11 protein-coding genes are annotated in these 14773 nt (G+C 63.5%); 5 read left to right on the top strand and 6 right to left on the bottom strand.

Features of this window, described 5'->3' with window-relative positions:
• Positions 1-40: 40 nt before the first annotated feature.
• The 5 genes from EGT50_RS08750 to EGT50_RS08770 form a co-directional block, all read right to left on the bottom strand.
• Positions 41-1318: a PucR family transcriptional regulator gene (locus EGT50_RS08750; RefSeq protein WP_127953060.1), complete on the bottom strand. Its 1278-nt coding sequence runs from the start codon at positions 1316-1318 to the stop codon at positions 41-43.
• Positions 1315-2736, bottom strand: coding sequence for a phytoene desaturase family protein (locus tag EGT50_RS08755; RefSeq protein ID WP_127953063.1), 1422 nt, complete (start codon positions 2734-2736; stop codon positions 1315-1317). Before EGT50_RS08755 ends, EGT50_RS08750 begins: the two co-directional genes overlap by 4 nt.
• Positions 2733-4514, bottom strand: coding sequence for a DUF3556 domain-containing protein (locus EGT50_RS08760; protein WP_127953066.1), 1782 nt, complete (start codon positions 4512-4514; stop codon positions 2733-2735). Before EGT50_RS08760 ends, EGT50_RS08755 begins: the two co-directional genes overlap by 4 nt.
• A 336-nt stretch (positions 4515-4850) precedes the next feature.
• Complete coding sequence (locus EGT50_RS08765; protein ID WP_164873366.1) at positions 4851-6578, bottom strand: multicopper oxidase family protein; 1728 nt, start codon at positions 6576-6578, stop codon at positions 4851-4853.
• Positions 6579-7175: 597 nt separating this feature from the next.
• Positions 7176-8696, bottom strand: coding sequence for a xylulokinase (locus tag EGT50_RS08770; protein WP_127953072.1), 1521 nt, complete (start codon positions 8694-8696; stop codon positions 7176-7178).
• 533 nt (positions 8697-9229) lie between these two features.
• On the opposite strand from EGT50_RS08770, the gene EGT50_RS08775 reads away from it, so the two are divergent.
• The 5 genes from EGT50_RS08775 (at position 9230) to EGT50_RS08795 (ending at position 12897) form a co-directional block, all read left to right on the top strand.
• Complete coding sequence (locus tag EGT50_RS08775) at positions 9230-9535, top strand: type VII secretion target (protein ID WP_127953075.1); 306 nt, start codon at positions 9230-9232, stop codon at positions 9533-9535.
• Complete coding sequence (locus EGT50_RS08780) at positions 9536-11221, top strand: alpha/beta hydrolase (RefSeq protein WP_127953078.1); 1686 nt, start codon at positions 9536-9538, stop codon at positions 11219-11221.
• Positions 11221-11778, top strand: a complete 558-nt coding sequence (locus EGT50_RS08785) for an LppA family lipoprotein (RefSeq protein WP_127953081.1) — start codon at positions 11221-11223, stop codon at positions 11776-11778. Before EGT50_RS08780 ends, EGT50_RS08785 begins: the two co-directional genes overlap by 1 nt.
• Before the next feature lie 57 nt (positions 11779-11835).
• Positions 11836-12234: a YbaB/EbfC family nucleoid-associated protein gene (locus EGT50_RS08790; RefSeq protein WP_127953084.1), complete on the top strand. Its 399-nt coding sequence runs from the start codon at positions 11836-11838 to the stop codon at positions 12232-12234.
• 387 nt (positions 12235-12621) lie between these two features.
• Entirely contained in the window at positions 12622-12897 is a 276-nt protein-coding gene (locus EGT50_RS08795; protein ID WP_127953087.1) for a hypothetical protein, read from the top strand.
• Between the two features lie 747 nt (positions 12898-13644).
• Here EGT50_RS08795 and ychF read toward each other — a convergent pair.
• Entirely contained in the window at positions 13645-14724 is a 1080-nt protein-coding gene (gene ychF, locus EGT50_RS08800) for a redox-regulated ATPase YchF (protein WP_127953090.1), read from the bottom strand.
• Positions 14725-14773: the final 49 nt, after the last annotated feature.

Here is a 14773-nt window from a genome sequence, read left to right on the forward strand (position 1 = left end):
AGTTGGACAGCCGGGCCCGCACACCAGCGGTGGCCCCCGACTACTCGGGATTGGCAGGTCCGGGTGAGTCGAGGACACCGCGCCCGTACCAGCGGCAGATCTCGAGCGCCGAGATCAGGCTGTAGTGATCAGTCCGGTCGATCACGTGTCCGAACTCCTCGATGATCTGGTGAATGCGGTACCGAACCGTGTTGCGGTGCAGAGACATCAACTCTGCGGTCGCGGCCAGGCTGCGATGGCAGCGCAGGTAGATTCGCAGGGTCTCGCGGAGCTCCTCTGAGCGGACCGTGTCGACCGCGAGCGCCCCGAGTACCTCAGCGACGAATGCCTTCACGTCGCCGATATCGTCCGCGAGCATCGCGATCGGCGCAATATCGTTGTAGGTGAGCACCTTCGGTGGCTTCGGCATTGCCGATGCTGCTAGTGACCGCAGACGGCTTGCTTGCTGGTACGTCTTCTGGAATCCCCGAGTCCCCGGGACCGGTAGGCCCACCACCACTTGCATCGGCATAACTGACGAACCGACAGTCTCCCTGAGCTGTTCGACGAACCCGACGGGCACTTGATCGAACGAAATCCACACGCACAGACAGGATTCTCCGGTCGGAATCGAGATCGTCGAGTTGTGCGGTGATATCGATTCGATGAGCTGGCGTGCCTGTTCGAGCGAGTCCGACTCACCGGGACCGGGAGGCGGAACCGAGATGTCGATAGCCATGTGCGTGCCGGACAGGTCGTATGCGAGAGCCTTCTGCGCCTCGGTTACGTCCTCCGCGGTACCGTCCAGCAGACGCCTCACCAGATGTTGGGTTAGTCCGCTCCGGCTCGAGATCCACCGTTCACGTTCGGCTTCGTAGGCCCGTGCCACTTCTTCGCAAATGTGGTCGATGAACGCCGCCAGCTTGCCGACGACGATCCGCAAGGCGGTGAGGTCGTCGATGTCCTCCGACTCGCTGGCCGAGTCGAGACACAACGCCGTGAACCTCGCCTGGCCAATCCTGTACGCGCGCAGGAGCGCGGACAGGGAAACATCCTTGCGGGCCAGTTCCTTTGCGAAAGCTAGCGCTCCCGGAGGCGCCGGTGCAACCGAGGGATCTCCACCGTCTTGCAGAGACGCGATGAAGACGACCGTGTTCTCCGCGATGCTGGCGTATAGAAGAGTGCGCTGGTCATGGTCGCGCACCAGATCCGGAACCCCTCTCGCGGTCGCATCGAACAAGTAGGCGATGAACTCCTCGCGGTGAGGCAAGATGGACGCGGCGATGCGTGCGGCCGCCGCCTCGTCTCCCGGCTCCCAATCGACGAAAATCGAAGTCATCGGTCGCTTGTGACCCTCGCGAGCGCGGACAGGGCGGCGTTGTGACCGCACATTCCGTGCACGCCGGCGCCCGGTGGCGTCGATGCCGAGCACATGAACACGCCTGGGATTCCGACGTAGTACGGATTGGTGGTGATGCGCGGGCGCATCACCACCTGAGTTGCCGTGTTCGCTCCGCCGATGATGTCGCCGCCGACGAGATTCGAATTGTGTCGCTCGAGATCGCCCGGGCTGCGGGTGTGCAGACCGACGATGCGGTCACGCGTGCCCGGTGCGAATCGTTCGAGTTGCGCGATGATCGCCTCCGTTGCATCGCCGGTGTAGCCGTGTGGTACGTGCGCATAGGCGTAGACCGGGTGGACGTCACCGACAGAGCGCTGCCGATCGGCAAGGTACTGCTGTGCGACGAGCACGAACGGACGTTCCGGCATGTGACCGTTGTTGATCAAGTGTTCAGCAACTGCAACCTCGGAGGCAGATCCGCACACGTGAACGGTGCCGGCGCGACCACTGAACTCGTCACGCCACGGCACTCCGCCCTCAACGGCTAGATCTACCTTGAACGCGGCAGGACCCCGACGAAACCGCCGGTAGGCGCGCTGCACCGACGTTGGAAGCTCGTCCCCGGCCAGATCTGCGACCGCTCCCGGTTCCAAATCGAGCATCACGATGTCGGCGGAGCGAATCTCGTTCAGAGACCGCACCCGGTTCCCTGTCTCGATTCGGCCGCCCAGTCCGGTGAGCACCTTCGCCAGAGCCTCGGCCAACCGGATGGAACCGCCTCTGACGACCGGCCAGCCGTAGCGGTGACTGATCGCCGTGAACATGAGCGCGAATGCAGAGGTCGCTGGTCGACTGAGTGGGCGCCACCCGTGAGCGGCATTGCCTGCGAACAGGGCGGCTGCTTCCTCGGTCCGCCAGATGCGTCCCAACACATCTGCAGGAAGCAGAGCGGCCGAACCGAACCGTGCCAGACGCACGGGATGCCGCGGTAGGTGCAGCAGCGGTCGCAGGACCTCACCCGCCAGTTCGTCGAACCCCCTCGCCAGAGGGCCGAACAGCCTGCGCCATCGCGCCGCGTCCGGGCCGAGGTGCATGGTGGTCGCGTCCAGCGACGCAAGCATCGCGCCGGCACGACCACCGTCGAGAGGGTGAGCGAGATCCACCTCGGGCCAACCCCACTCCACCCCGTGCGCGGGAAGGTCCAGGCTGCGGAAGAACGGGGACGCGAGCCCGATGGGATGCACTGCGGCCCCATCGTCGTGCAACAGCCCGGGGAGGATGCGCTCGGTGGAGCTGGTCCCGCCGCCGATGGTCTCCGCGGCTTCGAGCACCGTCACCTCGATCCCCCGCTGGGCGAGCGTGATAGCCGCGGCGAGACCGTTCGGACCCGCCCCGACCACTACCGCCGTCGTCATCGTTTCGACGAATCCTTCTGGACACTTGCCGACCAACCAGAGGAGTTTTCCTCGGTCCGTGTCGAGGTTACGGGAACTGGACCCGACTCGAGCCACGGCTGCGGCGTGATGATGTCGGACAACTTGACATAGCCACGTTCGATCTCGCCGAGGGCGAGGTCGTACACGCGGTACTCCTGTCGCGCGACATGGATCGGCTGGGACTCGACGTAGGCAACGATGACTTCACCCGGAGCGAACCCACACCGCTCCTGGATGGCCCGCATGAACTGCTCATTGTGTACGTGCCCGTCACCGAACTGCCAACCGAGGAGCGCACCAGCGACGAGCTCGCCCTCTCGGATGTCGTAGTTGTCGTATGAGTCGACGTTTCGTCCGATCAGCGTGCTGAGGGCGCGGCCCTGGCTGTGCAACGAACGCCAAGCCACGGTCTTCTGCAGGAGGATCTCCCCGACCTCACGGCCGTACAGCGGAGTGAGCTGGTCGATCTGGGTGGGGGCCGCCTTGACGATGTGAGTGTTCAGGCGAGATTCAGTGCCCTTGCGGAACGCCCATTGAGTTGTTGCCCAGTTGCCTGCGTAGTACCGCATCGAAGGGAGGAACGAGATTTTGTCCGGCCGAAAGTTGCCGAGGATCGGGAATAGGAACAATCCACCAACGAGCAGTGCGAGCAACAGCGGAGAAACGGCGGTGACACCGAACTCGGGCGGCATGTGAAGGCCGAACAACCAAACCGCGCTGAAGCAGTAGAAGATGTTCCACTCCAAGGGAACCGCCAGCGGGAACATCGAGGCGATCACCAAATGGAAGAACACGATTCCAGCGATCGTGACAAGTGTGAGCGTCCGGTTCGTCGAGAACAGCAGGATCACCGGGACGGCGAATTCGATTACGGTGCCCTGATGCGCCACCACGGCGGCAAGCTTCGAGGGTCGGAGGTCGTCGGGGAAGTTCCGGTACAGCTTGCGCTTCAGCCGCGGCGACCGAAGCCACGGGGCGTTACTGAGCATCGCCGTAACCACGAAGCTGAAGTGCCGTCCGAGCTTGGAGAACGCTGCCCAGAACCAAACCGTGCACACGATGAGCTTGAGCGCGACGATCATGTCGACGTAAGGCAGGACGGCAAAGAATACCGCGGCCACCCAATACTGCTCGCTCCGCGCAATCAGAAAGACGATCTTGTCCCGGAGGCCGATGACCACGAGCATCACGATCAACGGCCACAGCAGTCGAGGGTCGAGGAGTCCGACGCTATCCGCCGGCTGCCCCTCTTTGGTGACCCCGTCAGACAGAAGGAGGATCACCAGGTTGGCGACGATGCCAAGGTACAGCGCTACATCGAACCAGGTTCGGGCCGATCCCCGCGTGAACGGGACCTTTCCGGGCCACGGCGGCATTCGAAGTGTCTTCGGACGCGCGAAATGCAGCATGCCGCCGATCGGCGGCGTGAACCGGAAAGCAAGCGGACCGGAAGACGCACCCAGGCCGAGAACCTCGAACAGCATCGTCCACAACAGCATCTTCTGGTAGAAGATCGGCTCTGTCCAGAATGAGGCGACATCCCAGAACCCACCGAATCCAGAGGTGAAGCTGGCGAACACGACACCGAGGAAGACGTACAACGCGATCTTCACCACGTAGAGCAGGGGGATGGCCCAAGGTGTACCGAAGCCGTACTCAGCCCAGTGCTGCGACAGGATCTTCATCCGCTCGAGGTGCGGTTTCTTCTCGAAGGTTTCGAGATCGACGTCCGGCAGGTCCGGTTTGGTGAAACTCATAGCAATCCTTGGCTGGGGTGGAATCCGGCTGTTGAACCGAACACGGTTTGGTCTGGGGCCGGATTCTGAACGGAGACAGGTCTGTTCGCGCCGACCGAGGCTTCCGACTCGCAAGCATCGAGACACCGAGACACGAGCCGGGGCGGGGCGGGCATCCTCGATTCGAGCTGCGAAGGAGCTTCGTCAGAACCCTATGGAGAGGGTGTGACCTACGCCATATGCCGTCAGATCAGAGTTGTCGATCCGCCTTGTGCGGGGAGCACAAGCGAGCCGATGCACCGCACCTAGCCTTGCGCGCCGCGTACAGCCCGGTCCAGCAGGGATGAGCCGCTGGGGCTACGAATTCGGTGTCACTTGGAACCTGCGCATCATGTCGTAGTCCTCATGAGTCACGATGTGGCAATGCCAGACGTAGTCACCCGGCCTATCGAAATGGGCGACAAGACGGGTGACCTGTCCAGGAAGCGCCAGCACGGTGTCCTTTCGGCCCTGCTCGTTGGGCTGAGGAGGAATCGGGTCGCCGTTCAAACCGTGAAAATCGAGGGTCGCCCCCTGGAAGGTGCGTTCTGGATCATTCATGAATTGCTGAGTCCGGAAGGCAAGGTCGCCATCGAATTCTTGACGGTTCACCACTTCGAACTGGACCTGATGAATATGGATCGGGTGCCCCGCTGCCGTAGTGTTGTAGATCTCCCAGATCTCGGTAGACCCCTGGGGTATAACCTCGGTAATTTCATCCATGTAGAACAACGAACCCGACTCCATAGTCCCCATCAGCACCAGAGTCCTACCGATGTCGTCGCGCAGGTTGAACAACACGAGTTGTCTGACCGTCCGAGGATTGGCTAGGACCTCGAGCGGTTCACGCAGCGGGACCGATGGACCGAAATTCTCGGCCTGCAGGGTAGGCCCTGTCGCCTCCTCGCCGATATCGAAACGCATTACCAAACCGGTTGATTCAGGATCGGCGATGGGGGCGAGCCCGTCCGAACCATCGATAAGGGCCAGACCGCCGCCCCGGTTGTAGACCAGTCTTGTGGAGCCGGCGGGGTCGGCGGGCTCCACGAAACCGCGAAAGGGCGATTCCGGCCCAAGATTCTTCAGGACTACCTGCTCGCCGGCGTGATCGGTGAAGTCGACAACGATGTCCATGCGCTCTGCCGGCGCCACAACCAGCTGCGTGAGGCGAACCGGCTGGTTCAAGAAACCCCCATCGGTCCCGATCTGGAAGAAATCCATGCCGTTGTCGAACTCGAGAACGTAGCTGCGAGAACTGGAACCGTTCAGCAGTCGCAGGCGGTACCTGTTCGGCTCCAGATCGACCTTCGGCCAGGCCATCCCGTTCACGAGAATGTGGGTTCCGAAGAATTCGTCGAGTACCGTCGGATCCGGCCAGTTGTTCGCGATCTCCTTCCTGATGATGGGATTGATGGGCTCACCGTGCCGACCCGGGTAGTACAGATTTCCGGCTTCGTCGAACAATGCGTCGTGTATGGCGATCTCGAGCATGTGGCCATCATCGGGAATGATAGCTCCGTCGATCAGGCGGTCTTCATTCCGATCCCTGATCAGATACATCCCGAACAGCCCCGCATATACATTTAGCCGCGTCATTCCCACGACATGATCGTGATACCATAAACCCGCTGCCTCCTGTGAATTGTCGTAGGAATAGACGGGCTTATCCCAATCATGGCCGGCTGATCGATACTCTTGTGTGTACCACGCATCCGGGTTGCCGTCGCTCTCGGGTTCCGTATGGCCGCCGTGCAAGTGGATAACGACCGGCTTCTCTCCGGTGAATTGTGGTGTGGACTCGTCGAGGTCCGGTATATGGAGAGTCAGATCTATCGGCAGAATGTAGGGAGCATCGTTCGGCAATTGATTCTGCCACTCGACATGAACTGTCTCATTGGACCGGGCAATAATGGTCGGCCCGGGTGAAGTAACCGCACCCTGGTGCTCAAATCCGTAAAAGTTGGTCAGAATCTCGCCGCCATCGGGTGCCCGCAGCCCAGTCCATTGCACCGTCTCCTTTATCGGCATCGTCAGAGCAGCACCCATATCCAGGTAGATCCTGGACGGCATTGGCAACGCATTTACAAACTTCGCCTGAGTCGCAGGATCCAGTAGCGTTACCGGGTTTGCACCCTCGCTGGTTTCAGAGGAGAAGTCGCACGCCGAAACGCTGAGTCCGATGAGGGCCCCGGTCGCGACTGATCCCGTCAAGAATGTTCGTCGCGCTATGGCCGGATTCACGGATCTCGGGTTCGGCCTTTTCGTCATGAACTCTCCAACCACAACGACGGGCAAGCATCATTTCTGATTCAACGCAACCACGCCCACTTACCTGGTCGAGGATAACACCGCTCGAGCGGGCCGACCGCGCGCTGCGTACGCATTGCGGCCTACACGCGCGCCGTGTCTACACGCAACGTTGGCCGATCACCTATCGTCATCAATGTCCTGAATCAGGCCTGAATCCGGAAACTCCAGTTATGTCCTAACCCTGCCCTGAGTCAGGTGCGGACCACCGACGAACCCGAACACCAAGGTACTGACCCTTACGAACGGACTGATCCGGGAGTACCTACCCATGGGTGTCGAGACAAGGGCCGTCAGTCGGGCACCGCCGGCGAAGCGGCGATTCAAGTTCTTCGTTCAGGCCGGCGGCGGTGAAGAAATACCCAAGTCCGATATCTTTCCGAATGCACTTCTAAGCTGCAGCGAAAGGTCCATATAAATCGAGTACCGCGACGAATATACGGCGGCGCTCGATTCCTGTGGCTGGTACGAACGGGCTACGGGGAAATGATCCGGCGGCGCATACGTCTTATACCATCCAAGCTCACGGCCGGCGATGATGGCAGCGCCGCGGACCGCGGCATTCTCGGGCTCCGCCACTACCTCGATGTCATGACCCATGACGTCCGCCAGTATTTGCATCCAGAGCGTTGACTTCGCACCACCGCCGACCACGTACAGTTTCTCCGCGTTCGCGCCCAGGAGCTCGAATAGCGAACGATAGGCGAAGGAAACGCCTTCCATCACCGCGCGGATCAGATCCGCACGTGTCGTCTGGTTCGAGAGGCCGATATAGCACGCACGGGCGTTCGGATCACGAAAAGGGGAACGTTCACCGGCGAGGTAGGGCAGATAGATCACGCCGTTGCTGCCGACCGGAGCGCTCGCCGCGGTTGCGTTGTGACTGGCATAGCCTTCGTTGTTCGCGATCTCGGCCCCCGCCCAATCGAGGTTGCCCCCCGCGGTGAGCATGGGCGCGACCCGGATGACCCGTTGCAAGTCCGGATGACGCAGGGTGAAGACGCCGCTTTCCGCAGTTGCCCACGAAGATTCGGCTGAGTCCGGCGGCGTGGATGCGATCCAACCACTGGTACCGAGGTAGCAGTAGAAGCGATGAGGTTCCCCCGCACCGACACCCACGGTCGTCGCCGCCAGATCACCGGCACCCGTGAATACGGGCAGATCAGGTGGCAACATCAAGGTCCGTGCCGCCAAAGCCGAGAGTGTGCCGATACTCTCGCCCGCCGGCGTCAACCTCGGGAGCCTTTGCCTGTCCAAGCCCAGCATCTCCAGGAGGTCCGTCGCCCACGCATTGCTGCCCAAATCGAGGAGACCGGTAGTACTGGCCGTCGTGTGATCGCAACTGGCATTGCCGCACAGCCGCCAAGCTATATAGCTGTGCGCGCCGAAGAGCATAGTGCGCGACGCGGCCAATCGGTCTGGCTCGTGTATATCCAACCACCGCCACTTGGCCAACAAGCTCGACGCATCCTGTGTGTTTCCAGTAATGCGTATCAGTCTGTCGGCACCAATCCGCGAAGAAATTTCCTCGGCTTCGGAACGTGAACGTGTATCCGAGTACAAGATGGCGCGCCCAATTGTGTCATCAGCACCGACAAGAATCAGGTCCTGCATCTGCCCACTCAGTGTGATTCCCGCCAGGTCAGCTGCGGCAGCCAGGTTCGCCCTCGCTCCGACCTGAGCGAGGGCCTCCTGCGTTGCCCGCCACCACGCCTGTGGCTCCTGCTCGACGCGGTAGTCAGCCGGGTTGTGCGTTTCGTAGCTGGCATAGCCGCTCGCCAGCAGCCGGCCATCCTGCGCCACGAGCGCCGCCTTGGCTCCGCTTGTGCCGATGTCCAGCGAGATCAGCTTCTGCACAAGTGCCAGCCTATTCCGGCCCAGCGCGGTTCCGAGCGCGTCGAACTCCACTCGAAGCTCGCTGGCGAACGCGAGGCTCGGTTGTCCAGCTCGACCCAGAATCGGCCGCTGAACTGGGGTTTATACGTTGTATCGGAACTATCTCCTGCGCGTTTGCAGAAGATGGGGATTGTTGGTGAGCACGGTTGACCAGCGCATTCGAACGTTGGCCCCGTTGGCAAGCGATGGCCTTTCGCGAACCTGCTGCGGACGCTCTGCGGACGGACCGTGACGTCTTCCAATGCCGGGGCGGTGTGAGAACACGCTGACCGGGCCCGGGAGCGATCACCTCGAGGCCCGCGTCGGAACCGGAACTCTCCGTCGACCAACTATCTTCTTCCCGATCGACCGCGGCCGAACACCCATCACCAACCCGCGGCGACAGTGGTGGAACCGTTTGCGGCCGGGCTGCGTCGGACCAGACAGGGCTCCGCTGCGAGCCCGAGCAGCCATGCGTGGTACGCGCATGGCGCAGAAGGACTCGGAGGGGTGCATTGGGAGATCAGCTGGGTGTCGACACCGAGGCGTTGCGTTCGCTCGCTGCGTCGTTGACGGGCGAGGCCGATCGGATCTCAGGCGTCGACCCGTCCGGTCGGATCGACGCCGCCGCCGCCGCGATGCCGGGGTCGTCGGTCGGTGCGGCCGCGGCCCGTGCCGGGCACCCGCTCCTCAGGTCCTACCGCGATGCTGCCGAGCGGCTGCGCGAGATGGCAACCACCGCGGAGGCGAACGCCCGCAGCTACGACGACGCCGACGCCGCCTTCCGCCTCAATCTCGACGCCATGGCCGGGAACCTCTAGGTGGTCACGCTGTCGCAGTTGCGCGCGTGGCATCCGGACGAACTCGCCGCCGCCGGGACCGCCGTCGCCGCATCGAACCGCACCTTCGGCGACACGATGAACGCGACCGGATCGCACTTTGTAGGCGTCCTGTCGAGTTGGCAGGGCACTGCCGCCGAGGCAGCCGAATCACGCTGTGCGACAGAACAGGACGCGGCGCGCCGCATCGCGACAGCGGTCACCGCGCAGGCCGACGCGTTGACGAATGCCGCGGCCTCGATCGGTCCCGCCCGACTCACGGCCCTTGCCGTCGCCGACGAGGCGATCGCCTCCGGATTCGCAGTCGCCGACGATGGCCGGGTGACCGCCCCACCGTTCGCCAGCGGTAACCCGTTCGCCGACTTGCTGATTCAGGCGCAACTGGGCGAACAGGCGAAGGTATTGGAGATTAGGCTGACCTCCGCTCTGGCCATGGTCGGCGAACTCGACGCCCGCGCCGGCGCCGCCCTGGACGCCGCGACCGCCCAGCTCGGCGACACCTTCGAGGCCCGAGTGGGGAGCCTCGGAACCGACCCGCTGCCCGAACCAGTACCCGGTGTCTCGGCCGCCGACAACAAGGAGTACTGGGACTCGCTCACCGAGGAACAGCGACGTCGGATCATCGACGAGCACCCGGACTGGGTCGGCAACCGTGATGGTATCCCGGCCGCGGTGCGACACGAGGCCAACGTCAACCGGTTCGACGACGAACGGGCCCGCCTCGAAGCCGAACGCGACCGCCTGCAGGCGAACCTCGACGAGAACCGCTTCGGGGGCACGTTCACCAACGACGACGCGGCGCTCTGGTACACCGAGCAGAAACTGCGCGACCTCGACGAGATCGAGCGCATCGTGGCAGACAACCCCGACGGCCGACTGATGCTGCTCGACCTGCAGTCCGGCGAACGCGGTATGGCCGCGTTCGCCGTCGGAGATCCCGACACCGCCGACCACATCTCCGTCACCACCCCCGGACTGAACACCAACATCGACGACTCCTTCGCGGACATGGTCGAAGAGGCGGAGTACCTGCAGATCGAGGCGGAGGAGCAACTCGAACGCGTCGGTCGCGACGAGACCGTGGCGAGCATCGCGTGGTTGGGGTACGAGCCGCCGCAGACCACCGGCCCGGGAGCCCTCGACCTCGTACGCGGCGGCCTGGACGTGGCCCAGACCGATCGGGCGACTGCGGGCGCCGCGAAGCTCGCCGGGTTCTACGACGGCCTCGATGTCGCCTCCACACAACCGGACCCGCACATCACCGCCCTCGGACACTCCTACGGATCCCTGACCACCGGTCTGGCCCTCCAGGATCCCGGACCCGGCCAACCCGTCGACGACGCCGTGTTCTACGGATCACCCGGCATCAACGCCGACGACGAATCCGACCTCGGCCTCGCCGAAGGACACGGCTACGTGATGGAGGCCGACGGGGACCGCTTCGTCCCCGAGGTCGGCAAGACGCACCGGTTCGGACCCGACCCCAGCACCGCCGACTTCGAACAACTCTCCGTCAACGCGGGCACCAGCCCGGACGGCGTAGCGCGCGACGGCGTCCACTCCCACAGTGAATACACACGACTCGGCGACAACGAGAAGGATCTTCGAATGTCCGGATACAACATGGCAGTGATCGTGGCCGGACTACCCGAAAAGGTGGTGCGCTGATGAACCGACGCACCCTCCCACGGCTCGCTGCGCTGGCAACGACCCTGACCATCCTGACCACCGGATGCGGAGATCTCATGGACAACCCCTACAACCACACCGACGACGAAATCGCCGAAGCCGCTGCCCTGTTGCCCACCCTGCCCTCACTCGAGGACACCGAACAGCAGATCACGGAGACGGTGGTGCAGATCGCCGATGCCGCAACAGCCCTCGCGCCGGAACTGCAGTGGGAGTGGCGACGCGACCGGACCCAGTCCGGCTGCGGTGGCGCGTTCGCCAAGACCGACGGGCTCGAGATCCGCCTGCAGATGTACGTGTCCCTCACCCCGATCTCCGACGCCGACTGGCCCCGCATACTCCAGGCCGCCCGCGACATCGCCGCCCCCCTCGGCATCACCCAGCTGACCGTGCGCGTCGACAAGCCCGGCGATCACGACGTGGTACTCACCAGCGAGGACGGCACCCGGATCGCCTTCGGATCGAACGTGCGTGCCGTCATCAGCGCCCAGACCGGCTGCCGCCTCCCCGCCGAGCGGGCCGACCCGACGCCCTGACGCGTCGACCACAGCACCCCGCCCGATACTCCGCCCGACGACTACGGGAGCGACACCATGACCGGCAGCGCACCGTTCGACGACCTCGCCGCGAAAGCACGGCGCGTCCACGAGGCGGTGACGCTCGTGCGCGGGCGGGCCCAATCCGCGGGCGGGCACGTCACCGCTGAAGTCGATGCCGCCGGCCACATCACTGCACTGACCATCACCGACACCGCCCTCGCGGAAGGCGCCGCCGCGCTCGCCACGATCATCACCGACACCCACCGCGCGGCTTGCGCCGAGGCGGGGAAAGCGGCACAGGCAATTCGTGACGAGCTAGCCGCCGACCCCCGCGTCGCGCAGGTCATCGCCGGAACAGGCACGAACGCCCCCGTAACGCCGCCCCACCACCCAGGACCTGAGGAAGACGAGGGCGCCTACTACGCCACCAGGTCGGTCCTCCGGAGCGACTGACAACAGCGATCCAGCCGCAGACGAGTTGTTCGGGCCTCTGGGCGAGGTCGGCGAGCATGCCGGGCACAAGGAGAAGGCGGCACCGGACTTCGGTGCCATTGCCTAGAAATGCCCGACATTACTTGCTTGTCCGAACGACCGCTTGCTAGGTTCTGCGCGTCGGGTTGTCGATGGACCCGAGTTCGGGAGGGCTTTGATGATGCGTTCGATCCGGAGATCGCTGACCGTCGCTGCTGCGACCGTAGCTCCGCGAAACTTCCTGCGGTTCAGCGAGAGCGGGAATCGCTGATGGGAAATGACTGGTCCCCGCCGCTTGCATTCCTGGGCACGGCAGTGATTTTCGCCTGGCAAGCGTATAGAGGATTTCGAGGAACGGCCCTCGAAAAAATGAACTACAAGGCGTCCCACGCCGTGCGTGAGAGTCCCGAACTGACACGCAAGGCGAACGAACTCGTCGCCCGCTGGTACACAGCGGCTACCGTGCTTGTTTTGATTCCAGTGGTTACCCTGACTCTTCTCTGGATCTTCGCGACGATTGCCTTTCCGTCGGGGGGATTCTTCTGGGGCGTCGTCGTCTACATGTGCGTCGTCCCCCTCTCCGTTGCCCTTTACCCGCACTACCGCATCCGACGTCTGGCTCCTCCACCCGCGCCCGTATCCTGATCCACGGATAGCCCTGACATCTGAACGCTGCCAAGCGGTTTGACCGGGCAGCTCTCGGACGGGCGGGATGGCTCGCGGTCTGCCATTCAGATCACCCCGGCCTCGTGGTGGGGACCGGGGTGATCTGGTGGTCGGCGCTGGTCGGGTCTTGGGGTGTGGAAAGAGTTCGTGTCCTGTCCGGCCATATCGGTTTGGTTGCCGGCAGGCGAGTGCGAGGGCTTTGCTGCGGTGATCACCGAACGGGGCAGATCCCTGCGTGGTGTGGGCAGGGGCTAGGTGGGTGGTGACAAGTGTGTGGCCGCAGCCCACCGGGTGGAGGTAGGCGGCCACGTTCCGGGTGTGGTGTGCCGGGTTGGGTTCCGGAACCGAGGTAGCCGAGGAGGTTGCCCGGCGATCCGGTCGGCGGTGTGTCGGTGATGCCATCGATCGCGACCACCGACACCGTGCCGTCGACATTGTCGGCGAAGGGGGGTGGGTGCACTATGCCTGCCCCTGATGGACGCTTGGAGGTACTGGCCAAGCATGTGCGCCTGTTCATTGGCGGTCACCCGGACGCTTGGTTGTTCCCCGGCGAGAACGACGGCCAACCGTGGCATCAGAACTCTCTCGGCTACCGTTGCGCAAGACACGACAGGCGGCGGGCCGAACACGAACGATAGAACCCGCAACGCTGTCGACGAACTTTTCCGGGCCTCTGCCGGCTCTACTGCGGACCGAGAGCCGAAAATAGCCCTCTGGCCAGGGACTCTAAACGTTGAAGCGGAATTCGACGACGTCACTGTCCTTCATGACGTAATCCTTGCCTTCCATGCGCACCTTGCCGGCGGCCTTAGCTGCGTTCATGGAGCCAGCCTGGACGAGGTCGTCGAAGGAGACGATCTCGGCCTTGATGAAGCCGCGCTCGAAGTCGGTGTGGATCACGCCGGCGGCCTGTGGAGCGGTGTCGCCCTTGTGGATCGTCCACGCGCGCGCTTCCTTCGGGCCGGCCGTCAAATAGGTCTGCAGGCCGAGGGTATGGAAGCCGGTGCGAGCGAGGGCGTGCAGTCCGGGCTCGGACTGGCCGATCGACTCGAGCATCTCCTGGCGGTCTTCCTCGTCGAGTTCGAGGAGTTCCTGCTCGACCTTCGCATCGAGGAACACGGCGTCGGCCGGCGCGACGGAGGCTGTCAGCTCGGCGACCCTCGCCTCGTCGGTCAGCACGGACTCGTCGGCGTTGAACACGTACAGGAATGGCTTCGTGGTGAGCAGGTGCAGCTCACGCAGTAGCGAGAAGTCGAGCGTGTCCTTCGCGCTGAACAGGGTCTTGCCCTCGTTGAGAATCTGCTGCGCCCGCAGCGCCTCCTCGTGCTGGGGTTTGAGGTCCTTGTTCTTCTTCGCGTCTTTCTCGAGCCGCGGCAACGCCTTCTCGAGGGTCTGCATGTCGGCGATCACCAGCTCGGTCTCGATCACCTCGATGTCCGACGCCGGATCGACACGACCGTCGACGTGCACGACGTCGTCGTCAGCGAATACGCGAACGACCTGGCAGATGGCGTCGGCCTCACGAATGTTGGCGAGGAACTTGTTGCCCAGACCCGCTCCTTCGGAGGCGCCCTTGACGATCCCGGCGATATCGACGAACGACACGGTGGCAGGGAGGATGCGCTCGGAACCGAAGATCTCGGCCAGCTTGTCGAGCCGCGGATCCGGCAATTCGACCAGTCCGACGTTGGGCTCGATCGTGGCGAACGGGTAGTTCGCAGCGAGCACGTCGTTCTGGGTCATCGCGTTGAAGAGGGTCGACTTGCCCACGTTGGGCAGTCCGACGATTCCGAGGGTAAGGCTCACGGTATAGGGATTCTACGGCGTCACGGCTCGGGGGCTGTGGTCGGCCGCG

This window comes from Rhodococcus xishaensis (assembly GCF_004011825.1).
In the GTDB taxonomy this organism is placed as follows: Bacteria; Actinomycetota; Actinomycetes; order Mycobacteriales; family Mycobacteriaceae; genus Prescottella; species Prescottella xishaensis.